The 23,602-nt window shown below is 74.7% G+C and carries 24 protein-coding genes; 13 read left to right on the top strand and 11 right to left on the bottom strand.

Annotated features, from left to right (window positions below):
* The first annotated feature begins 18 nt into the window (after positions 1-18).
* On the top strand, positions 19-750 hold the full coding sequence (locus tag ACFWIS_RS13915) for a Mut7-C RNAse domain-containing protein (RefSeq protein ID WP_380453093.1): 732 nt from the start codon (positions 19-21) through the stop codon (positions 748-750).
* 130 nt (positions 751-880) lie between these two features.
* The gene (locus tag ACFWIS_RS13920; RefSeq protein ID WP_380453095.1) at positions 881-1,324 is read left to right on the top strand and encodes a cupin domain-containing protein; all 444 of its coding nucleotides are present in this window, start codon (positions 881-883) and stop codon (positions 1,322-1,324) included.
* Positions 1,325-1,349: 25 nt separating this feature from the next.
* Here ACFWIS_RS13920 and ACFWIS_RS13925 read toward each other — a convergent pair whose 3' ends face one another.
* Positions 1,350-2,195: a hypothetical protein gene (locus ACFWIS_RS13925; RefSeq protein ID WP_380453097.1), complete on the bottom strand. Its 846-nt coding sequence runs from the start codon at positions 2,193-2,195 to the stop codon at positions 1,350-1,352.
* Positions 2,196-2,645: 450 nt separating this feature from the next.
* Between ACFWIS_RS13925 and ACFWIS_RS13930 the strand changes: the two genes are divergently transcribed.
* The gene (locus ACFWIS_RS13930; protein ID WP_380453099.1) at positions 2,646-3,938 is read left to right on the top strand and encodes an alpha/beta hydrolase family protein; all 1,293 of its coding nucleotides are present in this window, start codon (positions 2,646-2,648) and stop codon (positions 3,936-3,938) included.
* Positions 3,939-3,956: 18 nt separating this feature from the next.
* On the opposite strand, the gene ACFWIS_RS13935 is transcribed toward ACFWIS_RS13930, so the two are convergent.
* Complete coding sequence (locus ACFWIS_RS13935) at positions 3,957-4,148, bottom strand: hypothetical protein (protein WP_380453101.1); 192 nt, start codon at positions 4,146-4,148, stop codon at positions 3,957-3,959.
* A gap of 250 nt (positions 4,149-4,398) precedes the next feature.
* Between ACFWIS_RS13935 and ACFWIS_RS13940 the strand changes: the two genes are divergently transcribed.
* Positions 4,399-4,884 carry an inorganic diphosphatase gene (locus ACFWIS_RS13940; RefSeq protein WP_380453151.1) on the top strand — a complete coding sequence of 162 codons (486 nt, stop codon included), beginning with the start codon at positions 4,399-4,401 and terminating at the stop codon, positions 4,882-4,884.
* A 114-nt stretch (positions 4,885-4,998) separates the two neighbouring features.
* On the opposite strand, the gene ACFWIS_RS13945 is transcribed toward ACFWIS_RS13940, so the two are convergent.
* Positions 4,999-6,315 (bottom strand): pyroglutamyl peptidase, encoded by a 1,317-nt coding sequence (locus tag ACFWIS_RS13945; protein ID WP_380453103.1) that lies wholly within the window; start codon positions 6,313-6,315, stop codon positions 4,999-5,001.
* Between the two features lie 165 nt (positions 6,316-6,480).
* Here ACFWIS_RS13945 and ACFWIS_RS13950 point away from each other — a divergent pair, with 165 nt between their 5' ends.
* Positions 6,481-7,500, top strand: coding sequence for a TerD family protein (locus ACFWIS_RS13950; RefSeq protein ID WP_380453105.1), 1,020 nt, complete (start codon positions 6,481-6,483; stop codon positions 7,498-7,500).
* Between the two features lie 27 nt (positions 7,501-7,527).
* Here ACFWIS_RS13950 and ACFWIS_RS13955 read toward each other — a convergent pair whose 3' ends face one another.
* Genes ACFWIS_RS13955 through ACFWIS_RS13965 form a run of 3 tightly spaced genes read right to left on the bottom strand, consistent with a single transcriptional unit; the run spans position 7,528 to position 10,234 of the window.
* The gene (locus tag ACFWIS_RS13955; protein ID WP_380453107.1) at positions 7,528-8,013 is read right to left on the bottom strand and encodes a GerMN domain-containing protein; all 486 of its coding nucleotides are present in this window, start codon (positions 8,011-8,013) and stop codon (positions 7,528-7,530) included.
* The gene (locus ACFWIS_RS13960; protein WP_380453108.1) at positions 8,010-9,557 is read right to left on the bottom strand and encodes a sensor histidine kinase; all 1,548 of its coding nucleotides are present in this window, start codon (positions 9,555-9,557) and stop codon (positions 8,010-8,012) included. Before ACFWIS_RS13960 ends, ACFWIS_RS13955 begins: the two co-directional genes overlap by 4 nt.
* Positions 9,554-10,234, bottom strand: a complete 681-nt coding sequence (locus ACFWIS_RS13965; protein WP_380453110.1) for a response regulator — start codon at positions 10,232-10,234, stop codon at positions 9,554-9,556. Before ACFWIS_RS13965 ends, ACFWIS_RS13960 begins: the two co-directional genes overlap by 4 nt.
* 139 nt (positions 10,235-10,373) lie before the next feature.
* Here ACFWIS_RS13965 and ACFWIS_RS13970 point away from each other — a divergent pair, with 139 nt between their 5' ends.
* A complete protein-coding gene (locus ACFWIS_RS13970; protein ID WP_380453112.1) occupies positions 10,374-10,682 on the top strand; it encodes a hypothetical protein in 309 nt (102 codons plus the stop codon).
* Here ACFWIS_RS13970 and ACFWIS_RS13975 read toward each other — a convergent pair.
* Positions 10,672-11,334, bottom strand: a complete 663-nt coding sequence (locus ACFWIS_RS13975; RefSeq protein ID WP_380453113.1) for a C39 family peptidase — start codon at positions 11,332-11,334, stop codon at positions 10,672-10,674. The two genes, ACFWIS_RS13970 and ACFWIS_RS13975, sit on opposite strands and share 11 nt — an antisense overlap.
* A gap of 50 nt (positions 11,335-11,384) precedes the next feature.
* On the bottom strand, positions 11,385-12,083 hold the full coding sequence (locus tag ACFWIS_RS13980) for a TetR/AcrR family transcriptional regulator (RefSeq protein WP_380453115.1): 699 nt from the start codon (positions 12,081-12,083) through the stop codon (positions 11,385-11,387).
* Positions 12,084-12,209: 126 nt separating this feature from the next.
* On the opposite strand from ACFWIS_RS13980, the gene ACFWIS_RS13985 reads away from it, so the two are divergent.
* The 4 genes from ACFWIS_RS13985 (at position 12,210) to ACFWIS_RS14000 (ending at position 15,756) form a co-directional block, all read left to right on the top strand.
* Positions 12,210-13,247, top strand: coding sequence for an aldo/keto reductase (locus ACFWIS_RS13985; RefSeq protein ID WP_380453153.1), 1,038 nt, complete (start codon positions 12,210-12,212; stop codon positions 13,245-13,247).
* A gap of 211 nt (positions 13,248-13,458) precedes the next feature.
* Positions 13,459-14,592, top strand: coding sequence for a molybdopterin-dependent oxidoreductase (locus ACFWIS_RS13990; protein ID WP_380453155.1), 1,134 nt, complete (start codon positions 13,459-13,461; stop codon positions 14,590-14,592).
* Positions 14,589-15,002, top strand: coding sequence for a hypothetical protein (locus ACFWIS_RS13995; protein WP_380453117.1), 414 nt, complete (start codon positions 14,589-14,591; stop codon positions 15,000-15,002). The genes ACFWIS_RS13990 and ACFWIS_RS13995 overlap by 4 nt, the downstream gene beginning before the upstream one ends.
* Positions 15,003-15,186: 184 nt before the next feature.
* On the top strand, positions 15,187-15,756 hold the full coding sequence (locus ACFWIS_RS14000) for a Uma2 family endonuclease (protein ID WP_380453119.1): 570 nt from the start codon (positions 15,187-15,189) through the stop codon (positions 15,754-15,756).
* A gap of 29 nt (positions 15,757-15,785) precedes the next feature.
* On the opposite strand, the gene ACFWIS_RS14005 is transcribed toward ACFWIS_RS14000, so the two are convergent.
* Positions 15,786-17,852, bottom strand: a complete 2,067-nt coding sequence (locus ACFWIS_RS14005; RefSeq protein ID WP_380453121.1) for an MDR family MFS transporter — start codon at positions 17,850-17,852, stop codon at positions 15,786-15,788.
* Between the two features lie 296 nt (positions 17,853-18,148).
* Here ACFWIS_RS14005 and ACFWIS_RS14010 point away from each other — a divergent pair, with 296 nt between their 5' ends.
* Positions 18,149-19,672 (top strand): MFS transporter, encoded by a 1,524-nt coding sequence (locus tag ACFWIS_RS14010; protein WP_380453123.1) that lies wholly within the window; start codon positions 18,149-18,151, stop codon positions 19,670-19,672.
* Here ACFWIS_RS14010 and ACFWIS_RS14015 read toward each other — a convergent pair.
* Positions 19,635-20,471 carry an ABC transporter permease subunit gene (locus ACFWIS_RS14015; protein WP_380453125.1) on the bottom strand — a complete coding sequence of 279 codons (837 nt, stop codon included), beginning with the start codon at positions 20,469-20,471 and terminating at the stop codon, positions 19,635-19,637. The genes ACFWIS_RS14010 and ACFWIS_RS14015 overlap by 38 nt on opposite strands.
* Positions 20,468-21,379 (bottom strand): ATP-binding cassette domain-containing protein, encoded by a 912-nt coding sequence (locus tag ACFWIS_RS14020; RefSeq protein ID WP_380453127.1) that lies wholly within the window; start codon positions 21,377-21,379, stop codon positions 20,468-20,470. Before ACFWIS_RS14020 ends, ACFWIS_RS14015 begins: the two co-directional genes overlap by 4 nt.
* 134 nt (positions 21,380-21,513) lie before the next feature.
* Here ACFWIS_RS14020 and ACFWIS_RS14025 point away from each other — a divergent pair, with 134 nt between their 5' ends.
* Both ACFWIS_RS14025 and ACFWIS_RS14030 read left to right on the top strand, forming a co-directional pair.
* Positions 21,514-22,707 carry a sensor histidine kinase gene (locus ACFWIS_RS14025; protein ID WP_380453129.1) on the top strand — a complete coding sequence of 398 codons (1,194 nt, stop codon included), beginning with the start codon at positions 21,514-21,516 and terminating at the stop codon, positions 22,705-22,707.
* Entirely contained in the window at positions 22,704-23,402 is a 699-nt protein-coding gene (locus tag ACFWIS_RS14030; RefSeq protein ID WP_380453131.1) for a response regulator, read from the top strand. The genes ACFWIS_RS14025 and ACFWIS_RS14030 overlap by 4 nt, the downstream gene beginning before the upstream one ends.
* Positions 23,403-23,602: the final 200 nt, after the last annotated feature.

The raw sequence follows: 23,602 nt of genomic DNA on the forward strand, positions 1-23,602 counted from the left end.
CGCTGGCATGCTGGCCGCGTGGAAAGACCCCAGATCTGGCTCGACTTCGCCCCCGAGCTGCACCTCTTCGTCTCCGCGCCCCGGCGGGCCGGCCGCACCGCGCTGCGTACCGACGGCTCCTCCAGCCTCGGCCACGTGGTCGAGTCCCTGGGCGTCCCGCTCACCGAGGTCGGCACCCTGCGGGTGGACGGCCGGCCGGTGCCCGACTCGTACGTCCCGGCCGAGGACGAGCACGTCAGCGTCGAGGCGGTGGCCCGGCCGCAGCCCTCGCCCGCCGCGCCGCGCTTCCTGCTGGACGTCCACCTCGGCACCCTCGCCCGCCGGATGCGCCTGCTCGGCCTCGACGCCGCGTACGAGAACCCGGACATCGGCGACGCCGCGCTGGCCGCCCGCTCCGCCGCCGAGCAGCGCATCATGCTCTCCCGCGACCGCGGCCTGCTGCGCCGCCGCGAGCTGTGGGCCGGCGCCTACGTCTACAGCCACCGCCCCGCCGAGCAGCTGCGCGACGTGCTCTCCCGCTTCGCCCCGCCGCTCGACCCCTGGAGCCGCTGCACCACCTGCAACGGCACCCTGCGCACGGTGAGCAAGACCACCGTGCGCGAGCAGCTCCACGACGGCACCGAGCGCTCCTACGACGCCTTCGCCCAGTGCACGGAGTGCGGCCAGGCCTACTGGCGCGGCGCCCACCACGCCCGGCTGGAGGCGATCGTCACCGACGCCGTGCGCGAGTTCGGGGGCGTCCCGGGGTAGCGGCTGCGCGGGCGTCCCGAGGTCGGACGTCGGCCGGTGCCGAAGCCGGGCCCAAGCGGTGGGCGTGGTCCGATCGGCGACGGGGGACGATCCCGGGAACTCCGTCGTACGAGAGAGGCCGGGTCGTCGGATGAACGATCAGTCAGTGCAGCAGTCCGTCTCAGCACGGCACCAGGCGTTCGAGAGCGCCGAGGCCGCCGACGCCCCCGTGGTGACCGCCCCGGACGGCGCCGTGGTCCGCCCGTTGCTGGTCCTGGACGGGCTGGGCAGCCTCGCCGTCTTCGAGCTCGCCCCCGGGCAGGTCACCCACGCGGTGTCGCACGCCACCGTGCAGGAGCTGTGGCAGGTCACCGGCGGCGGCGGCGAGTTGTGGCGGCGCCAGGACGGCCGGGAGGAGGTGCACCGGCTCGACCCCGGTACGGCCGTGTCGATCCCGCTGGGCACCGCCTTCCAGTTCCGGGCCGACCCGGACGGCGACGGGCTGCGGATCACCGCCGTCACCATGCCGCCCTGGCCGGGGACGGACACCGAGGCGCGCCCCGAGGACGGCCCTTGGGGGGCGACCGTCCGATGAGCCGGACCTGGTGCGGCAACTGCCGCTAGCGCGAGGGTAGTTGCAGCGCCGGCTGCGGCGTGTGCAGGCCGAGGGTCCAGACGTGGCGGTGGTAGCGGCCCATCCGGGTCGGATGGCGCTCGACCAGCGTCGCGGTCAGGCCCTCGGCCGTCCGGCGCAGCGCGCCGGTGAAGCGGTGCCGCTGGTCCGGCGCGAGCGGGAGCAGTTCGGCGAGCACCGCGTCGTCCAGCTCCCGCCCGACGGCGCGCAGCACCCCCGCGTCCAGCACCAGTAGGGTGCCGTCGGGCAGCACCAGCGGCGCGGGGGCCTGGGCGTCGGAGAGCCGCGGGCCGCGCTCGACCACCCCGCCGGGCAGCAGTCGCACCACCCGGCTGCCGGTGGGGTTCCGGCGGTCCGCCTCGACGACGCGCAGCCCGCCGTCGACCACGTAGTGGCCGTAGCTGGGCCAGCTGTCGGTGACGGCGCCGTCCCGGTCGTACGCCCGGGTGTGGAAGGCGCCGTAGCCCTCCAGCCCGAGCACGAACCGGCCGTCGTCGCCGAGCGCCGCGCCGCGCTCGCCGCGCAGCTCGGCGACCAGGGAGCCGGCGGCGAGGTCCACCAGCAGGGCCGGGCCCAGGTGGCCCCAGGCCGTGTACTCGAAGGAGTCGGTGGTGACCAGCACCCGGTCGGCGGACAGGTGTGCCGCGTTCGGCCGCCCCGGGCAGGGCCGGCGCCAGCGGACCCCGCCGTCCGGGCCGACCCAGCTGAGCCAGCCGTCCCCGCCGTGCACCTCCCAGCCGTCCCGCCGCGCCAGCGGCCCCTCCGGGCGCCCCTGCGGCCGTCCGCCGGTCTCGTGACGGTGGTCCAGGACGGTGACCTGCCAGCTCCCCATGGGCCGGATGCTATCGGCTGGGCCCGGGCGGCGGAGGCCGTTTCGACAGGTGCCCACGGCGCCCGGACCGCGGACGATCGCCCCGGTGCGGCGCCGCGTTGACCCTTCGAGGGTTCACCCTCGCCCTCGTCACGCCCGCCATCGCTCCCGGAGCCGGCGCCGCCGCGCAGCCCCGGGCCGCCCCCCCGGCCGAGACCACCGGCACCACCACCCCGCCCGACCACGACGGCCGGGACCGACAGGTGGGTTATCCCTACCCCGGTCCGGTGGGCTGGCCATGTGTCCGGCCCGGCCGAACTGCGGTTGGCTGGACGGCAGATGGTCGGTGCGGGCCGCGCAGGTGCGCCGCCCCGCAGCGCCACCGCCAATCACCGGTGAAGGTCACCGGCCTTCCCGAGAACGAGGAGTGGAACGATCAACACCTCAAGCCGCACCGCCCGACGGTGCACCATGACGACCGGCGACGGCGCGGTGGACCTCGCGGTGCCGTCGAGCACCGGCCACCGGGGCGACGCCCACAGCAGCGGCTCCGTCGATTCCGTGAAACGCAGTCGTCGTATCGGCGCTGTCGCGGCGCTGGCGCTCGCCGCCCTCGTCGCCGGAACCGGCACCGGGTTCGCCGCCACGACCACACCGTCGGCCACACCGGTGGCCGCGCACGCGTTCGGGACCGCACCCGCCACGGCCACGGCCACCGCGCGGACCTTCCAAGGCGCGCTCCCCGCGCCGACCGGCCCCTACGCCGCCGGCGAGGACGTCATCCACCTGACCGACGCGAGCCGTCCCGACCCGTGGGTGCCGTCGTCCGGCCCCCGCCAACTGGCCGTCACGATGGTCTACCCGGCCGTCCCCGGGACCGGGACTCCGGCCCCTTACATGACCCTCGGCGAGGCAGCCGGAATCGTCCAGCGGCAGAACCTGCCGGCGAGCTCCGGCGTCACCCCCCAGACCCTTGCCGGCGTCACCACGCACGCCTTCGACGGCGCGCGGCCGCAGCGCGGCAAGTATCCGCTGGTGGTCCTCTCACCCGCGTACGAGGACCCGCGCATGACGCTCACCTCGCTCGCGACCGACCTGGCCAGTCACGGCTACGTCGTCGCGCTCGTCGGCGACACCTACGAGGACAGCGGCGAGACGCTGGCGAACGGCCGGACGACGCCGTGCGCGATCTGCGGTGACAAGGCGCGGATCGACTCCATCCCCGCCAGCCGCGCGCTGGACGTGTCCTTCGTGATCGACCGGTTGACGCACGGCAATACCGCGTGGCGCCTGGCACACCTCATCGACAAGCACGAGATCGGCATGGCCGGACACTCCCTCGGCGGAGCGTCGGCCGCCGACACGATGATCGCCGACCCGCGGGTACGGGCCGGAGTGAACATGGACGGCGGCTTCAAGCCGGCCCCGATGCCCGGCCAGATCGACCGGCCGTTCCTCATGCTGGGTACGGCCGAGAACCACCCGGTCGGTGGCGACGACACCACGTGGGGGCAGGCCTGGGCCGCCCTCGGCGGCTACAAGAAGTGGTTGACGGTCGCCGGCGCCGACCACTTCAGCTTCAGCGACCTGGACCTGCTTCACGAGCAGGCCGGGTTCCCGACGCCGCCCCTCTCCCCGGAACGCGGGGTGGAGATCACCCGCGAGTACGTGACAGCGTTCTTCGACCAGACGCTGAAGGGGATCGGCAGTCCGCTGCTGGACGGTCCCTCGCCGAACAATCCGGAAGTGCTCTTCCAGTCCTAGCGTTGATCCGTCGCAGGTTCACGCGGCTTCGAGCGGGCTGCCGTCGTAGGTCGAGTGGTAGGACTCGGCGTCGTGTTCGTCGCAGGCCGGGACGAAGGTGTCGATGGCCGCGGCCGGTTCGTCGGGGGAGGCGAAACCGGCCCCGGCACCTGCCGGAACGGTGCGGTGCGGTGCGGTGCGGTGCGTCTGCCAGGCGTTCGAGCACCTCACGCTCGGGCCGGGTCGGTTCGGTCCTGGACGGCCTGGTCGGCCGCATCGCCCCGCCCCGGGATCGGCTGACCGATCCGCTGATCACCGCGTCGTCAGGGTGGTGCGTGCCGCCGCCGGGGGCGGATCGGGCAAGATGGGCGGCATGGCCGGCTCGAACACCCTCAAGGCCGCAGCCTGGCAGCAGCGGGTTTGAAGACCGGCCCGAGGAGCCGAGGAGGAGGCCGCGGTGGAGCCCGCCGAGTTCGAGGTGATGATCGAGACCCCCCAGGGGTCGCGCAACAAGTACGTGATGGACTTCGCGGCGGGCCGGATCCGCCTCGACCGCACGCTCTTCACCGCCACCCGCTACCCCACCGACTACGGCTACGTCGAGGGCACCCTCAGCGGAGACGGCGAACCGCTGGACGCCCTGGCCCTCGGCCGCGAACCGGCCGTCCCCGGCTGCGTGCTCACCTGCCGGGCGGTCGGCATGTGGGTGATGCGCGACGAACGCGGCCCGGACCAGAAGATCCTCTGCGTCCCGGCCCGTGACCCGCGCTACGCCGACCTCCGCGACATCGGCGACCTGCCCGAGTTCGACCTGCTGGAGATCACCCACTTCTTCCAGGTCTACAAGGCCCTGGAACGCGGCAAGGCGGTCGAGGGCTCGCACTGGGCCGGCCGGGACGCCGCCTACGCGGAGATCACCGGCTCCCGCGCCCGGGCGGCGGGCACCCGGTTCGCCCGCCCGGCGTAGGCGCGTCCGGCCCGACCCGGGCCTGCCCGACTGCGCGGGGCCGGGTCGGGCGGGCGCGGGGCCGGGTCGGGCGGGCGCGGGGCCGGGGAGCGGTGCCGGACAAGGGCCGCCCGCTCAGAGCCGGGCGCCGCGCAGGATGGCGCCGACCTCGTCGGCGATGGCGGCCTCGTTGTGCTCGAACTCCGGTGCGGTGAGCCGGTCCTGCTGGGCCGGGAGGCCGGTGAGCACGGGGGTGTGGAGGTGCCCGCCGGGGAGGTCGGGGTCGAGGTCGAGGCGCAGCCGGTTGGAGCGGTAGGCGACTTCGTTGGAGAGGTAGCCCCCGCCGCCGCCGGCGACGGCGCGGGAGCCGGGGGTGGGGCCGTCGGGGCGCTGGACGGGGGCGGTGGCGCCCGCCGGGATCTCGGTGACGGGGGTGTTGAGCAGGACGGGGTAGGGCTGCTGGACGGCCGTCATGGCGTCGGTGGGCAGGGTGGTGCGGATGAACTGGGGTCCGTCGGCGAGGCCGGGGGCGTCGACCGGGTGGGCGGTGGTGCCGCCGGAGAGCGCGCCGACGTTGTCGGTTGCCGGGTCGGCGGAGCGGGCGCGTCCGGCCCAGGCCTCCAGGGTGAACGTGCCGGGGTAGCCCTGGCTGATGCTGGTGATCAGGTCGGCGGACTGCGGGCCGTCCGGCCGCAGGTGGGGGCCGAAGGCGCGTTCCACGATCCCGTGGTCGAAGTCGCCGTAGCGCACCGGCAGGACGACGGCCCGCACCTCGGCGGTAGTGCCGTCGGCGAGGGTGATCCGCCGGCCGTGGAGCTGCAGCACGGCCGCGCCGGCCGGGTTGGCGCGGCGTGGTTCGGTGTCCAGGCCGTACGGGTCGAAGCCGCTGACGAAGATCCGCCGGACGTCGCTCCCGGGCCCGGAGCCGGATCCGGCGGAGAAGCCGTCGTCCAGGCCGCGCGAGGCGTCCTCGAAGCGGGCCCGGAGTGCGGCGTGGTCGACGTCGAACCGGGGCTGCCACTGCGCGATCCGGACGGTCATGGCGAGCCGGGCCCAGTACAGCGGGCGGTCGTCCAGGGCGGGCAGTTCGCCGTTGGGGCGCCGGCCCTGGGCGCGGTCGAGGCCGGCCTGCCAGAGCTTGCGGCCCCAGGCGTCGACCACCCGTTCGGCGCGGTGGGCGGTGCGGGCGGAGCAGAGGGCGGCGGGGAAGCCGTGCAGCAGGTCGGCGAGGCCGGAGCGTTCGGTGAAGGCGGCGGTGCGGGGGTCCTGGAGCCGGGCCTGTTCGGCGTCCAGGGGCGCGGTGGTGACGGTCCGGCAGTCGGCCGGTGCGGCCTGGGCGGCGGCGGGGGCGAGGAGGGCCGCGAGGGTGCCGGCGAGGGCGGTGGCCAGCGCGGCGGTGCGGCGGGCGGTGCGGCCGGTGGTGCGGCCGGTGGTGCGGTGGGCATTTGTCATGGACATCGACGATAGGCGGCGGGCCGACGCCCCGCCAGGGCGCCCGCCCGGCAGGCGCGTGGCCTGCCGGAATCCCGCCCGGTCCGGCTCGGACGGGCGGGAACCGGAGTGACCTCTACAGCGTTGTCGTGGTCGGACAGCAGGAATCGGACGTGGAGGAACCCCATGAGCGTGGCCCTGACGAAGGGCGGCAACGTCTCCCTGAACCGGCAGGCGCCCGGTGTACGGTCCGTGCGGGTGTGCCTCGGCTGGACGGTCGGAGCCGAGTACGACCTGGACGCCAGCGCGCTGCTCTGCGGGGAGAACGGAAAGGTCCTCTCGGACCGGCACTTCGTCTTCTTCAACAACCTGCAGAGCCCGGACGGCGCGGTCCGCCACCTCGGCGCGGGCGGCGCGGGCGAGGACCGGGAGCGGATCGAGGTCCGGCTCGCGGACGTGGCGCCCGAGGTGCGGAAGGTCGTCTTCCCGGTGGCGATCTACGACGCGGCGCAGCGCCGGCAGTCCTTCGGGCAGGTGCGCGGCGCGTACGTCCGGCTCGTCGACACGGACGGCGGCGGCGAGGTGGCCCGCTACGACGTGACGCCGGAGGCGGGCAGCGAGACGGCCATGGTGTTCGGCGAGCTCTACCGCAACGGCGCGGACTGGAAGTTCCGGGCCGTCGGGCAGGGCTACGCCGCGGGGCTCGCGGGCATCGCCACCGACTTCGGCGTCGACGTCCTTCAGCCCGCGCCGACGCCCGCGGCGCCGGTTCCGGTGCCCGCCGCGCCCGCCGTGGCTCCGGCCGTCCCCGCCGTCCCCGCTGTTCCGAAGACCCAGCCAGCAACAGGGAGTTCACCCGTGACGTGTTTCTTCGACCCCACCCACGGTGTCGGCTCGGCCGTGGTGCTGTGGCAGCCGCAGTGGGGCGTGCCGCGCCAGGTCGAGACCTGCGCCGCCTGCGCCCAGCGGGTGCAGACCACCGTCCCGCCGTTCTACACCCCGCAGCAGGGCTACCCGCAGCCGGTCCAGGCGCAGGTGCCCGCCCAGCAGCAGGAGCAGGGCGGTCGGCGGTTCGGCACCGGCGCGATGATCGGCGCCGGCGCGGCCGGCCTGGTCGGCGGCATGCTGCTCAACGAGGCGCTGAGTGACGACGAGCCGCAGGTGGTGGTCAACAACTACTACGAGGACGACGACTCGTTCTTCTAAACCGTCAGGTCGTCGACGCCTCCGCGGTCAGCCGGTGCGGTGCAGGTCGCACTGCTGCTGGATGGCCGAGGGGGCGTCGCTGCTGACGATGGCGACCTTCGGCACCGGCCCGGCGGTGGGCGCGTCCTCGGTGGTGCAGACGAGCTGCTGGATGGCGGGGGCGGACAGCGAGGCGGCCGGCCAGGAGAGCCGCAGGGTGACCACCCCGGGAGTCGCGGTGGCCTGGACCCTGCCGTTCGCCGGGAGGTCGCTGTACAGGCCCTGGTGGTACTCGGCCTTGTCGGGCCCGCCCAGCAGGGTGTCCAGGGTCTGCTGGAGGTCCTCGCGCTGCGCGGTCCGGCGGATCGCGGGGCGGATGCCGTGCGGGTCGAGGAAGTACAGCCGGGTGCCGGGCTGCACGCCGGTGGCCGGCTGTCCGCTGCGGACGGCGCCGGTGGTGGAGATCGAGCAGCCGCAGGCGAGCAGCAGGGCGGCGGCCAGGGCGGCCGGCCGGGCGAGGCGGCGGACGGTCACAGCTCCTCCTCCGGGTCGAGCCCGCGGGGCAGGACGAGGGTGAACACCGCACCGCCGTCGGGGGAGTTGGCGGCCTGGACGAGGCCGCCGTGCAGCCGGGCGTTCTCCTGGGCGATGGCCAGCCCCAGTCCGCTGCCCTCGGACCGCGCCCGGGACTTGTCGGCCTTGTAGAACCGGTCGAAAAGGTGCGGGAGTTCGGCCGGCGGGATGCCCGCGCCGTGGTCGGTGACGGTGAGCACCAGTTCGTCCGCCGAGCCGCGCAGGGCCAGCCGCACCGGCGGGCGGCCGTGCCGCAGGGCGTTGCCGGCCAGGTTGGCGACGATGACGTCGAAGCGGCGCGGGTCCAGGCGGACGGGCATGGCGGCGGGCAGGTCGAGGTCGACCCGCTTGCTCCAGCCGCGCAGGTCGAGCGTCTCGCGCACGGCGGTGGCGGCGTCGACGGCCTCGGTCCGCAGCGGGGCGGCTCCGGCGTCCAGGCGGGAGATCTCGATCAGGTCGTTGACCAGGCGGGTCAGCCGTACCGTCTCGCTGCTGATCATGCGCAGGGCGGTGCCGGTGTCGGCGGGCAGCTGCTCGGCGTCCTCGTCGAGGATGTCGGTGACGGCGAGCATCGCGGCCAGCGGGGTGCGCAGTTCGTGGGAGACGTCGGCGGCGAAGCGCCGGCCCTGGGACTCGATGGCGCGCAGCTCCTCGATGGTGCCCTGGAGGGTGCGGGCGGTGTGGTTGAAGGTCTTGGAGAGCTGGGCGAGTTCGTCGTGCCCGGTGACGGTCAGCCGGGTGTCCAGTCGGCCCTGGGCGAGGGCCCGGGCGGCGTCGCCGAGGGCCCGGACCGGTCGCAGGACCTGGCGGGCGGCCAGCAGGGCGAGCCCGGCGGCCAGCACCGCGGCGAACGCCCCGGCCCCGGCGGCGCCGGCGAGCAGGGAGTCGGCGGTGCCCTGTTCGCGGTCGAGGGGGAGGGCGGCGTAGACGCCGAGCCCGGACGGCCCGGCGGAGGCGGCGCCCTTCGCGTAGCTGACGGGGACGCCGACGGCGAGCCAGGGGTGGCCGTCGTCGGTGAAGCGCTGGAAGGCGGCATGGCCGCTGCCGACGGTGTGCTGGAGTGCCGGCGGGACGGCGAAGGGCTGGGTCCACTCCGAGCGGGCCGTGCCGTAGGAGGCCAGCACCCGCCAGTCGCGGAAGCCGCCGGTGCCCGACAACTGGCCGGCCAACCGGTCGAGTTCGCCCTGGGTGGGCGGGAAGGGCAGGGCCGGGGCGAGGACGTCGACGCGGCGGCGCAGTTCGTCCAGGGCGGTGTCCTTGGTGAGGTCGAGGGTGGAGGTGGTGGCGGCCCGGTAGGTGAGCGCGGCGGTGGCCAGGGCGCTCAGGGCGGCGACGGCCACGAAGGCGACCAGCAGGCGCGGGCGCAGGCCGGCGACGGCGCGGCGCAGCCGGAGCAGCCGGGGCGGGTGGGGCCCCTCGGTCCGGCGGGGCGCGTCGGCGGGGGTTCCGGCGGGGTCGTGGGCGGGTGTCGGGTCGGGGCCGTGGGCGGGGTCGGGGGTGGTCACAGCGGTCCGAAGCGGTAGCCGAAGCCGCGGACGGTCTGGATGTAGCGCGGCGCGGCGGGGTCGTCCTCGATCCTGGCGCGCAGCCGGTTCACCCCGGCGTCGACCAGGCGGATGTCGTCCTGGCGGCCGAGTCCCCAGACGGACTCCAGGAGTTGCTCCCGGCTGAAGACCCGGCCGGGGGCTGCGGCCAGTTCCAGCAGCAGGCGCAGTTCGCTGGGCGCCAGCGGGAGCGGGGCGCCGCCTTTGGTGACGGTCAGCGCCGAGCGGTCCAGCACCAGGTCGCCGTGGGTCTCCCGGTCCGCCTCCGGGCCCGGCCCGCCCGCGCGGCGCAGGACGGCGCGGATCCGGGCGTCCAGGACGCGGGACTGGGCGGGCTTGACCACGTAGTCGTCGGCGCCGGCCTCCAGGCCGAGCACGGTGTCCATGTCGTCGCCGAGCGCGGTCAGCATGATCACCGGGGTGGGCCCGGCCCGGCGCAGCCGCCGGCAGACCTCCAGGCCGTCGACCCCGGGCAGCATCAGGTCCAGGACCACCAGCTCCGGCGGCTCCCGGTGGGCGGCCTCCAGCCCCGCCTCGCCGGAGGCCGCCGTGCGCACCTCGTGGCCCTGGCGGCGCAGGCCCAGGGCCAGTGCCTCGCGTACGGAGTCGTCGTCCTCGATCAGGAGCAGCCGTGCCATGTGAGCCAGTATCCGGGTTGACCTGCGGGGACGCGTCTCCGGGGGTGGGGCGGGGGCGGGGCTGTTGCGAAACGCTCGTACGCGGCTCACGCGGCTCACGGGGCGCGCGGGCGGGCGGGCGAGGGTGGTGGGCACCGAGGTGGGTACCGGGACACCCGGCCTCGCCCGGCAGGTGGTCGCCGCCGCCCACGGCATGCGCCCGCTGCGCTGGAACGTCGACACCCGGGACTTCGAGCGCCCGGGTGCGGAGCGGGTCGTCGAGACCGCGAAGGCCCGGCTGCGCTCCGGCCCGACCGTGCCGCCGCACGACGGCGGGGCGACCGGGCGCAGAGCGTGGAGGCGCTGGAAGGGCTACTGTCCTGGCTCCGGGCCGACGGCTTCGCGTTCGACTGCCCCCGGATCCCCCGGCGGCGACGCCCGGCGTCCGGGGGCAAGGGTCAGCGGATGACCACCGCCATGTGCCCGTACGTGGCGTAGCCGTCGGCGAAGTCCTGCTCGGAGACGGTGGTGCGGCCGCGGGCCGGGTCGTTGACCGACACCTTGCCGCCGCTGAACCCCGTGACCACGACGGTGTGTTCGGCTGTCCCGGCGTACAGCACGCTCCGGCCGTCGTAGGCCGTGTAGGTGGTGCTCTTGAGGTGCCGCCAGAGGTAGTCCACCCAGACGATCGCCGGGTGGCCGCCGGCGAGCTGGTCCTTGAGCTGCTGGACCGAGATGCCCGAGCCGTCCTGGAGCACGGTGAGCCCGTACGAGCGGGCGGCCTCGGCGACGGGAGGGGAGTAGACGCCGAAGCCGGTGCCGCCGGTCTCCGAGCCGTCGGGATCGCCGACGAAGGCCTCGTAGGGGTCGCCGGACCGCGGGCCGGAGTGGCCGAACTCGGGGTGTGCCCGGTCGACGCCGATCCGGTCCAGGATCTGCTGGTCGTCGGCCGTCACGTCCCGCGCGGCGAGGACCATGCGCAGTGCGGCGGCCTCGCAGTCGTCGCTGAGCTGCTGGTGGTAGTAGGGGACGGTCGCGGCGGCGGGGGCGGGGGTGGCACCCAGCGCCAGGGTCGCGGTGGTCAGGGCGGCGAGCAGGGAAGCGCGTGCGGTAATCGTCATGACCATGACGCTACGAAGGCCGGTCGCGCTCCGCAGCCGGTGAGGGGCGATCAGGTGACGGAGCGTACCTCTTCGTCGGTTCCGGTGGGCCTGGCCCCCAGGCCGTCGGCGTACTCGCCCCTCGCCCCTCGGTCCTCCGCGCGCCGGTACGCCCCCGCCCGGGCGGCGGCCTCGGCCGCCGCTGCGGCGCGGTCGGCGGCGGCGCGGTCGAGTGGCTCGGCGGTGGTGAGCATCCGGTAGTAGAGCGGCGCCGAGACGGCCCGGATCACCTCGAACGGGTCTGTGCCGGCGGGGAGTTCGCCGCGCTCGACGGCCTCGGTGACGCACGGCGCCCACTCCTCGACCCGGCGCCGGTAGAAGTGCCGCAGCGCCTCGGCGGTGCCCGGATCGCCGTTGGCGGCGACGAGGACGGCGCGGAACAGCGCGCCCTGCCGGGGGTCGGCCAGGGTCTGCTGGACCAGTCGGGCGTTGGCCCGGAGGTCCTCGGCGAGCGAGCCGCTGCGGGCGCGCGGCAGCGACTGCTCGGCCATGTCCGCGAGCAGGTCGGCGACCAGGGCGGTGGTGCTGCCCCAGCGGCGGTAGACGGTGGTGCGGCCGACCTCGGCCCGCTGGGCGAGGTCGCCGAGGTCGAGGCCGCCGAAGCCGTGTTCGACCAGGGCGTCCTCGGCGGCCCGCAGGACGGCGGCGCGCACCCGGGCGGTGCGGCCGCCGGGACGGACGGTGCCGGGCGTGGAGGGCTCGTCGGCCATTAACGGGATTCCTGTTCCATTAGCTGGGTGGAGGCTGCTAGTTTCGACTCATCCTAACGGAACGAGAGTCCCATTAGGGGCTCCGGGAGGAGTGCCTTCATGTCAACCACCGTGGAATCCACCGGTATGGAATACCGCCGACTCGGCGCATCCGGCCTCAAGGTCCCCGCCCTGAGCCTCGGCACCGGCACCTTCGGCGGCCGCGGCCCGCTGTTCGGCGCCTGGGGCACCACCGACGTCCAGGAGGCCCGCCGCCTCCTCGACATCGCCATCGACGCCGGCGTCACCCTCTTCGACACCGCCGACGTCTACTCCGACGGCGCCTCCGAGGAGGTGCTCGGCCAGGCCCTCCGCGGCCGCCGCGACCAGGTGCTGATCTCCACCAAGGCCGGCCTTCCGCTCGGCGACGGCCCCCAGCAGGCCGGCACCTCCCGCGCCCGGCTCATCCGCTCGGTGGACGACGCGCTGCGCCGCCTCGACACCGACCACCTCGACCTCTTCCAACTGCACGCCTACGACGCCGCCACCCCGATCGAGGAGGTGCTGGCCACCCTGGAGGACCTCGTCCGCGCGGGCAAGATCCGCTACACCGGCGTCTCCAACTTCTCCGGCTGGCAGCTGATGAAGTCCCTCGGCCTGGCCGAGCGGCACGGCCGCCCCCGCTACGCCGCCCACCAGGTCTACTACTCCCTGGTCGGCCGCGACTACGAGTGGGAGCTGATGCCGCTCGCCGAGCAGGAGGGCGTCGGCGCCCTGGTCTGGAGCCCGCTCGGCTGGGGCCGCCTCACCGGCCGGATCCGCCGCGGCCGACCGCTCCCGGCCGGCAGCCGGCTGCACGACACCGCCGACTACGGCCCGCCGGTCGACGACGACCTGCTCCACCGGGTGGTCGACGCCCTCGACGAGATCGCCGCCGAAACCGGCCGCACCGTCCCGCAGATCGCGATCAACTGGCTGCTGCGCCGCCCCACCGTCTCCTCCGTCATCATCGGCGCCCGCAACGAGGACCAGCTCCGCCAGAACCTCGGCGCCATCGGCTGGTCCCTGACCCCCGACCAGGTCGCCCGCCTCGACGCCGCCAGCACCCGCACCGCCCCCTACCCGTACTTCCCCTACCGCCGCCAGGCCGGCTTCGCCCGCCTCGACCCGCCCCTGGCCGGCTGACCGGTGGCGTCGACCGGTGGGCGCGCCACCGTGTCGAGCCGGGTACCTCCGCGACGCCCTCGGCCGCGCGATCGGCCGGAGCCGCGGACCCGCCGGCCGTACGAATTCCGTAAGCGGCCGACTCCACCGGCCCGGGCCCGGCGGCTGCTGTCATGGCAGGGTGCGACGAACCCCTTCCTCCCCGTTCTCCGGGCGGCACTTCGACCTGCCGCTGCCGACGCCGCCCGAGGCGCTGCGGAAAGGACCGCTGCGCGAAGGCGCGTTCCGCTCCCGGCTCCACGATCCCCGCACCGCCGTGGTGATCGGCCGCTGGCTCGGCGCGGCGCTGCTGCTCTGCTTCCTCACCGGGCTGTACAGCCACGCGCTGCAGGAGCCGCCCGGCTGGCTGCGCGACCACCTGCCCACCCGACCGGTGGGGCTCTACCAGGCCACCCAGGGGGCGCACGTGATCAGCGGCATCGCCGCGATCCCGTTGCTGGGCGCCAAGTTGTGGACCGTCTACCCGAGGTTGTTCGAATGGCCCCCCGCGCGCAGTGTGCGGCACGCGCTGGAGCGGCTGGGCATCCTGCTGCTGGTCGCGTCGATGGTGCTGGAACTGTTCACCGGGCTGCTCAACACCCTGCAGTGGTACGTGTGGCCGTTCCCGTTCCGGCAGACGCACTTCTGGCTGGCGTGGATCGCGGTGGGCGGGCTGCTGCTGCACCTGGCCGTCAAGTCGCCCGAGATCGCCGCCCATTGGCGGCGCGGGCGGCCCGGCCCGGCGGAGCGCCGGAGCTTCCTGACCGCCGTCACCGCGTCCGTCCTGGCGGTGACGGCGGTCACCGCCGGACAGACGGTGCCGTGGCTGCGCCGGATCGACCTGCTGGCGCCGCGACGCCCGGGCGACGGCCCCCAGGGCCTGCCGGTCAACCGGACCGCGGCCGCGGCGGGCATCGAACTGCCGCCCGCCGACTGGCGGTTGACCGTCACCGGCCCGCAGCCGTACCAGCTGTCCATGGCCGAACTGCTGGCCATGGACCAGCACGAAGCCGTGCTGCCGATCTCCTGCGTCGAAGGCTGGAGCGCCTCCGCGCACTGGGCCGGGGTGCGCATCCGCGACCTGGTGGCCCGCGCCGGAGCCCCGGCCACCGCCCGGCTGCGGATCACCTCCCTGGAGGCGGACGGCCCCTACCGGCAGACCGAGATGGAGGCCGCCCATGCCGCCGACCCGCTGACCCTGCTGGCGCTGCGGGTCGACGGCGCGGTCCTGGACGCCGACCACGGCTTCCCGGCCCGGGTGATCGCGCCGGGCCGGCCGGGCGTGCTGCAGACCAAGTGGGTGGCGCGGATCGAGGTGATCGCATGAACGCGGCGAGGGTGCTGCGGACGGTGACCGGGCTGGTCGCGGTGGGCGTGATCGGCTACGGCGGGCACGGGATGCTGGCTGACCCGGACCTCCGCGACCCGCTGGACGTCGGGATCTGGGCGGCCGGGGGAGTGGTGCTGCACGACGGGCTGTGGCTCCCCCTGGTCTGCCTGGTCGGGGCGGCCCTGCCCCGGCTGTCCTGGACGGTGCGCGGCGGCCTGATCGTGGCCACCGCACTGATCGCGGTCGGGCTGCCGGCCGTCCTGCGCGCGGGCGAAGGCGCCAACCCGACCGCGCTGCCGCTGCCCTATGCGCGCAACCTGGGGTGGCTGCTGCTCGCGACGGCCGCGGTCACCCTGCTCCTGGAGGCGGTCGGCCGGGCACGCCGGTCGCGCCGGCCAGGCCGGTAGCCCGTTCGGCAGTACGGCGGCGTCACCAGCCCCGCCGTGACAGCCCTCTCCTCCCGTCGCCCGGTACCTGTTTCGGACCCGGTCATCGCGCCGAGCCCGAACGGCTGGAACCTGCCGAAACCGGTCATTCGGCCCAGCGGCCGGGCGGCCTGGGGGAGAATCGAGGGAGGGAAGGAGACGCGTTGTGAGTACCGCACCCCATGTTCCTGACGACTACAGCACCGTCAGCGACCCCGAGAGGGCGTTGAAGTACGCGATCCGGCACGTCGCGGGCGATCGCACCGAGATCATCGAGGGAGTCATCACCCCCATGTCGCCGTCCTGGGCGCACGAGTCCGCCGCCGAGGTCGTCCGTCGCCAGCTCGGCCCCCGGCTGGACGAACTCGATCTGGTGTCCGGCTCCGGCAACCTCGACCTGCCCGGCAGCGAGAACTGGTACATCCCGGACCTCGCGGTGGTGCCGGCCGACCTCGCGGCGAAGACCGAGGGCGCGCTGCTGCCCGATCAGACCCTGCTGATCGTCGAGGTCAGCTCGCCCTCCAACGCCGACACCGACCGGGTGGTCAAGCGCCGCCGCTACGGCCAGTACGGTGCTCCGCTCTACCTCCTGATCGACCGGCAGAACCGCACCTGCACGCTGTACAGCGAACCGACCCGTCTCGGCTACGCCGCCGAGAGCGGGCCGCACCCCTTCGGGACCCCGGTCCGCCTCCCGGCGCCGTTCGGGCTGGACCTCGACACCACCCGGCTGTAGTCGGGGCGGGCGGCGTCCGTTTCCGGGCGTCAGACCTTGGCGCCGGCCCTGGCGCGGGCGCCGGCCGGGAGGCCGTTGGCGAGGTCCTCGGTGAGCAGGCGCCAGGCGATGGCGTCGGCGGCGGTGCGCAGTCGGGGGCTGCGGGGGCGGCCGGCGTCGGCGTCGAGGCGGTCGTTGAGCCAGTCGGACCAGGCGCGGCCGAGGGCACGGACCTCGCGGGTGCCGGCGTCGGTGGGGGTGAGGCGGTCGCCGTCGCGGGTGAGGTAGCCCTCGGCGGCCATCCGGTCGAAGACCGGTTCCAGGACCTCGGGCGGCAGCTTCTTGCGGGTGGCGATGAGGTCGAGGGAGGCGTGGCCGACGGCCTCGGTGTGGCCGGCCACCTCCATCAGGGCCCAGGCGCCGGCGAGGTCGACCCGGGTGTCGGCGTCGCCGACGATGGTCCGTACGGTGTCCAGGTCCACGCCGCGCACGATCTTGCACACCGCGTACTCCAGGTGCGGGTCGGAGTCGCTGGTGGTCGGCTGGGCGAAGCCCTCGCCCATGTCGGTGGAGCCGGCCCGGGTGGTGTCGCGCAGCTGCACCTGTTTGAGGAACAGCGCGACCACGAAGCCGACCACGGCCACCGGGATCGTCCACAGGTACACGGTGTGCAGGGCGTCCGAGTACGACTGGATGATCGGTGCGGCCTGGTCGGCGGGCAGCCGGTGCAGGCCCTGGGGGCTCTCGGCGGCGTGGGCCAGTACGGCCGGGTCGGCGCCGGTGAGCCGGGCGGCGGAGGCGACGCCCTCGGCCAGTTCGGTCTTGAGGCCGTTGGCGTAGATGGTGCCGAACACGGCGGTGCCGAAGGAGCTTCCGATGGTGCGGAAGAACGTCACCCCGGAAGTGGCGGTGCCGAGGTCCGCGTAGTCGACGGTGTTCTGCACGGCGATGGTCAGCACCTGCATGCTCAGCCCGATGCCGACGCCGAGCACGAACATGTAGAGGGAGGCCAGCGCGGTGCCGGTGCCGGGTTCGAGCCGCGACAGCAGGTAGAGGCCGACGGCCATCACCAGCGTTCCGGCGATCGGGAACAGCCGGTACTGGCCGGTCTTGCTGACCACGTTGCCGCTGGCGATCGAGGCGATCAGCAGGCCGATCACCATCGGCAGCATCCGCACGCCGGAGACGGTCGCGGAGTCGCCGTCGACGTACTGGAGGAAGGTCGGCAGGAAGGTCAGCGCGCCGAGCATGGCGAAGCCGACGATGAAGCTGAGCACCGAGCAGACCGCGAACACCGGGTTGCGGAACAGCCGCATCGGCAGCATCGGTTCGGCCGCCCGGGTCTCCGCCCAGCAGAACAGCCCGAGCGCCACCGCGCCGCCGACGAACAGGGCGATGATCACCCCGGAGCCCCAGGCGTACTGGTTGCCGCCCCAACTGGTCGCCAGGATCAGGGCGCTGGCGCCGACCGAGACCAGCGCGATGCCCAGGTAGTCGATCACCGGCCGCACCGCCGACCGCACCGACGGGATGGTCCGGGCAGCCGCGATCACCACCACGACGGCGATCGGGACGTTCACGTAGAACGCCCAGCGCCAGGACAGGTGGTCGGTGAACAGCCCGCCCAGCAGCGGCCCGATGACGGTGGCCAGGCCGAACACCGCGCCGATCGCGCCCTGGTACTTGCCGCGCTCGCGCAGCGGGATGACGTCCGCGATCAGCGCCATGGCCGTCACCATCAGCCCGCCCGCGCCGATGCCCTGCACCGCCCGCCAGGCGATCAGCAGGGTCATGTTGGTGGACAGGCCGCACAGGAACGAACCGCCGACGAAGACGATCGCCGACAGCTGGAAGATCAGCTTGCGCCCGTACAGGTCGCCGAACTTGCCGGCCAGCACGGTGGCCACCGTCTCGGCCAGCAGGTAGGACGTCACCACCCAGGACATGTGGGCGGCGCCGCCGAGGTCCGAGACGATGGTGGGCAACGCGGTGCCGACGATGGTCTGGTCGAGGGCGGCCAGCAGCATGCCGAGCACGATGGTGGCGAAGACGACGTTCCGCTGCCGCACGTCGAGCACCGGCGGGGCGGAGGGCGGGGTCTCGGTGGCGACGGTCATGCGGCCAGCCTCGGGGGCGGGCGGGCCGGTCGCGATCCGGTTCGTCCGTTCGAGTGAGCCAGACGTGGGACCGGGGGTGAGACCGGACGTGAGCCGGAGGAGCGACCGGACGAGAGAACGGATGAGAGAGCGGGCGTGCGCCGGACGCCGGTCGGACGTGCGCCGGCCGCCGGGCGGGCTCGGGTGGCGGCGGGGTGCGGCCCAGGTGAGGATGAGCCGGAGCAGAGCCAGGACTAGGGCCTGTCCTCGGGCCTGTCCGCCGGGCCCCGGGCCCCGGACCCGGGAAGAGGCTCCCCATGACCGCCCCCACCTCCCCTGACGCGCAGGACCCGCGCCCGCAGCCGCCCGGTGCCTCCGCCGTCGGCGGGCGGGCCGACGCGCGCCGCTGGCGGGCGCTGACGGTCTGCCTGGTGGCCGGGTTCATGACCCTGCTGGACGTCAGCATCGTGAACGTCGCGCTGCCCACCGTCCGGGTCGGGCTGCACATGTCGGACAGCGGCCTGCAGTGGGTGCTCAGCGGCTACGCGCTGGCCTTCGGCCTGGTGCTCGTCCCCGCCGGGCGGCTCGGCGACGCCCGGAGCCGGCGGGCCGTCTTCCTCGCCGGGCTGGCCCTGTTCACCGCCGCCAGCGCGCTGGCCGGCGCGGCCCAGGACCAGGAGTGGCTGGTGCTGGCCCGGCTGTTCCAGGGCGCGGCCGGCGGGGTGCTGGTGCCCCAGGTGTCCGGCTTCATCCAGGTCCTGTTCCAGGGCGCCGAACGCGGCCGGGCCTTCGGCGCGCTCGGCGCGACCATCGGGCTGTCCACCGCCGTCGGCCCGTTGCTGGGCGGCCTGCTGATCCACCTGGTCGGCACCCAGGACGGCTGGCGCTGGGTGTTCCTGGTCAACCTGCCGATCGGCCTCGCCGCCCTGCCGATCGCCTACCGGCTGCTCCCGCCGCCGCGCCCGGCCGCCGAGCGGGCCGGACACCGGGACTTCGACCCGCTCGGGGTGCTGCTGCTCGGTGCGGGGACGGTCGCCCTGCTGCTGCCGTTCGTCCAGGAGCAGCAGTGGCACGGCCCGGCCCGCTGGCTGCTGCTGCCGCTGGCGGCGGTGCTGCTGGCCGCCTTCGTCGCCTGGGAGCGGGTCTACGGGCGGCGGCACGAACCGCTGGTCAGCATGGCGCTGTTCGCGGTGCGGCCGTACGCGGCGGGGGTGCTGCTGTCGCTGGTGTACTTCGCCGGGTTCACCGCGGTCTTCTTCATCTTCACGCTCTACCTGCAGGCGGGCCTGCACTACTCGGCGCTGACGGCTGGTCTGGCGATCACCCCCTTCGCGGTGGGTTCGGGGGTGGCGGCCGCGGTGGGCGGGCGGCTGGTGAGCCGGCTGGGCCGGCGGCTGGTGCTACTCGGGCTGCTGCTGGTGCTGGTCGGCCTGCTGGCCTCGGCGCTGGCGGTGCAGCTGTGGTCGGGGCCCTCGGTGGGCTGGACGACGCTCGTACCGCTGCTGGTCGCCGGGGTGGGCAGCGGCCTGGTGATCTCCCCGAACCAGACGCTCACTCTCCAGCACGTGCCGCTCACCCGGGCGGGCAGCGCGGGCGGCGTGCTGCAGACCGCCCAGCGGGTCGGCTCGGCGGTCGGCATCGCCGTGGTCGGCTCGGTCTTCTTCGCCCACGCGGCCGGACCCCGCCCCGACTGGGCGCTGGCCTTCGAACTGGGCGTCGCCGTCGCGGCGGGGCTGGTGCTGACGGCCCTGCTGGTGGCACTGGCCGACGAGTGGGCCGGTCGGCGGGAGGCGGCCGGCCCACTCAGTGGTCGCGGCGCCGGATCGCCACCGTCGCGATGAGCACCGAGGCGAGCGCCCACACCGCGTAGGTGGTCCAGGAGCCGGCGACGGTGGCCGGGTACTCGGTGGGTCGCATGTTCGCCAGTGTGGTGCGGGCCAGGCGCTGCCAGGCCGGGAACGGCAGGGCGTGCAGCAGGTCGGCGCTCCAGCGGTAGCGCTCGGTGACGAAGGACGGCACGAAGAACAGCACCACCACGGTGCCCACCACCGCGCCCGCGCTGTGCCGCAGCAGGGTGCCCAGGCAGAGCCCGACCAGTCCGCAGACCGGGGCGAACAGTACGGCCGCGGCCACGTACCGGAGGGCGGTCGGGTCGGTGATGGACTGGCCGATGCCCCGGTCGGCGAGGATCGCCTGGGTGATGCCGAAGGAGAGGCCCACGCCGGCCACCCCGAAGCCGACCATCACCGTCGTCAGCACGGCCGCCTTGGCGAGCAGCACCGCCCGGCGGTCGGGGACGGCGGCCAGGGTGGTGCGGATCAGCCCGGTCGCGTACTCGCCGGTGATGACGATCGCGCCGAGGCCGCCGGCCAGCAGCATCAGGATGTCGGCGCCGGCGGTGTCGAACGAGTCGTTCAGGGCGACCTGCTTCATCGCCACCGGGTCGCCGTCGCCGGGCAGGTAGTGGTCGTGGGTGTACTGGGCGGACTTGAGGTTGGCGACGATGACGACCAGTGCGCCGAGGCCGAGCACCCAGGGGATGGAGCGCAGTGACCAGAACTTGAGCCACTCGGCGGCGAGCAGGTCGCTGAAGCGGTGGCGGCGCAGGGGCGTGGAAGGGGAAAGGGTGGCGGTGCTCATCGGGGCTCTCCGGCGAGGTATTCGACGCTGTCGGCGGTCAGTTCCATGAAGGCCTCCTCCAGGGAGGCCCCGCGCTCGGTCAGGGCGTAGAGCAACAGACGCTGTTCCAGGGCGAGTTCGCCGATCCGGCCGGCGTCCAGCCCGGTGACGTCGAGGCTGCCGTCCGGGCCGGGGCGGACGGTGGCGCCCTCGGCGCGCAGGACGGCCGTCAGCCGCTCGGGTTCGGCGGCGCGGACGGTGACGGTGCCCCGGCCGGCCCGGGCGGCGAAGTCGGTGAGGCTCTCGTCGGCGATCAGCCGGCCACGGCCGATCACGATCAGCCGGTCGGCGGTGTGCTCCATCTCGGCCATCATGTGGCTGGAGACGAAGACCGTCCGCCCCTCGGCGGCGAGCCGGCGGAACAGTCCGCGCACCCAGAGCACGCCCTCCGGGTCCAGCCCGTTCAGCGGCTCGTCGAAGAGGAGGACGGGCGGGTCGCCGAGCAGGGCGCCGGCGATGCCCAGGCGCTGCTTCATGCCCAGCGAGTAGCCGCCGATCCGCCGCCCCGCGGCGTCGGCGAGGCCGACCTCGGCGAGCACCTCGTCCACCCGTCGGCGGGGGATCGCGTTGCTGAGGGCCAGGGCCCGCAGGTGGGCGGAGCCGGTGCGTCCGCCGTGCACGTCACCCGCGTCGAGCAGCGCGCCGACCTCCCGCAGGCCGCGCGGCAGGCTGGGGAAGGCCCGGCCGTCCACGGTGGCGGTGCCGGAGGTCGGGGCATCCAGGCCCAGGATCATCCGCAGCGTGGTGGACTTGCCGGCGCCGTTGGGGCCGAGGAAGCCGGTGACGTGCCCGGGGCGGACGGTGAAGGTCAGCTGGTCGACGGCCGTGCGATGGCCGTAGCGCTTGGTGAGTTCGATGACTTCGATCATGGCCACCACGATGCCGGGGGAGCCCCGGCCGCCACATCGGACCCGCGTCGACACCGCAGGGTCCACGGGCCTGCCACGGTCGTACAACCACGGTTGGATGACGGACGCCCGGCCGGTCGTTACGATCTTGGACCATGTCCGCGACTCCGACAGCCCCGCTGATCCGGCGCGTCCCGGCCGAGGCCTGGGTCGCCCTCGCCTGGTGCGTGGCCGTCGCCTACCCCGCCGTGCTGCTCCGCGACACCGGCTGGCGGCAGCACGGCGCCGCCGCGCACGGCGGCCTGCCGTTCGCCCTGGCCACCACGGTGGTGGCCTTCGCCGGTGCCGCACAGGTGCGCCGCCGGCCGGTGCTCTCGGTCGTCGTGCTGCTGATCGCCACCTGGACCGAGACCGACGGCTGGGCGGCGAAGAGCCAGGTGCCCCCGGCCGCGCTTCTCGCCGTGGACGTCGCGCTCTTCGTGATCACCGCCGGAGCGCGGCGCCGTAGTTCGCGTGCCGCTTCCGCGCTGGTCATGACCTTCCTGGTGCTGCACATCGGACTGGTGCCCGGCAACACCGTCGGCATCTTCACCGGCACCCACATCGGCACCGCCGACGGCGCCGCGCTGCTCGCCCTGGTCGCCTGGCTGGCCGGGCGCTCGGTGCGACAGAACCGCGAGCACGCCGAGGCGCTGAGCAGCCGGGCGGCCGTCGAGGCGGTCACCGCCGAACGGTTGCGGATCGCCCGGGAGATGCACGACACCGTCGCCCACAGCATCGGCATCGTCGCCCTCCAGGCCGGCGCCGCCCGACGGGTGATCGACCGCCGGCCCGAGCGGGCCAAGCAGGCGCTGGGCGAGATCGAGACCGCCGGCCGGGAGACCCTGGCCGCGCTGCGCCGCATGTTGGTCGCTCTGCGCCAGGCCGACGGCGAGGTGTCGGACACCGTCCCGGCGGGCCTGGCCGACCTCGACCGGCTGGCCGCGACCACCACCGCGGCCGGGGTGCGGGTCGAGCTGCGGCGCGCGGGCGAACCGGGGCCGCTGCCACCGGAGATCGACCTCTCGGCGTTCCGGATCATCCAGGAGTCGGTGACCAACGTGGTCCGGCACGCGCAGGTCCGCGACTGCCTGGTGACCGTCAACCGCGCGGCGGGGGAGCTGAGCGTGGAGATCACCGACCGGGGCCGGGGCCACGGCAGCGCGCCCGGCAGCGGCTTCGGCCTGGCCGGGCTGCGCGAGCGGGTCGCCCTGCTGCACGGCGAGTTCGAGGCCGGGCCGCGCCCGGGCGGCGGCTTCCGGGTCGCCGCCCGGCTGCCGATCCCCGGCCCCGCGGAGGTGACGGCGTGATCCGGGTGGTGCTGGCCGACGACCAGCCGCTGGTGCGGGCCGCGCTGGAGATGGTGATCGCCGAGACCGCGGACGTCGAGGTGGTCGGCGAGGCGGGCGACGGCGCCGAGGCCGTCCGGCTGGCCGCCGAACTGCGGCCGGACGTCGTGGTGATGGACATCCGGATGCGCCCCCAGCCCGGCGGCCGGGAGGTGCCCCCGGTCGCCGACGGCATCGAGGCCACCCGGCTGGTGACCGCGGCCGGCGGGCCGACCAGGGTGGTGGTGCTCACCACGTTCGACGAGGACGAGCACGTGTACGCGGCGCTGCGCGCCGGGGCGTCCGGCTTCCTGGTCAAGGACATGGCGCTGGACGACATCCTGGCGGCGGTCCGGGTGGTCGCGGCGGGGGAGGCGCTGATCGCGCCGAGCGTCACCCGGCGGCTGATCGGGGCGTTCGCGGCGCAGCAGCCGAAGCCGCCGCTCGGAGCGCCGGTGGCGGCGTGCCGGCTGGAGGTGATCACCGAGCGGGAGCGGGAGATCCTCACCCTGGTCGGCCGGGGCCTGTCCAACACCGAGATCGCCGCCGAACTGGTGCTCAGCGTCGCCACCGTGAAGACCTACATGACCCGGCTGCTGGCCAAGCTGGACGCCCGGGACCGGGTGCAACTGGTCATCCTGGCCTACGAGGCGGGTCTGGTCTCCATCCCCGGCTGAGCACCGTGGCCGTACCGGCCGGTCCGGGACGATCGCCTCCGCAGGCCGAGCGAGACGACGGTCAGCCGGCGCAACTCCTCGGGGACAGTACGTGCCGAACCCAGCCGACGCCGGATCGGGTCTGACGCAACGTCAAGGGACGTCGTTCGCCCGGCGGACCGGCCCGGAGCACCACGCCGCCGCCCCCGGGCCCGCGGCTC

This window comes from Kitasatospora sp. NPDC127060 (assembly GCF_042724935.1).
Classification (GTDB): domain Bacteria; phylum Actinomycetota; class Actinomycetes; order Streptomycetales; family Streptomycetaceae; genus Kitasatospora.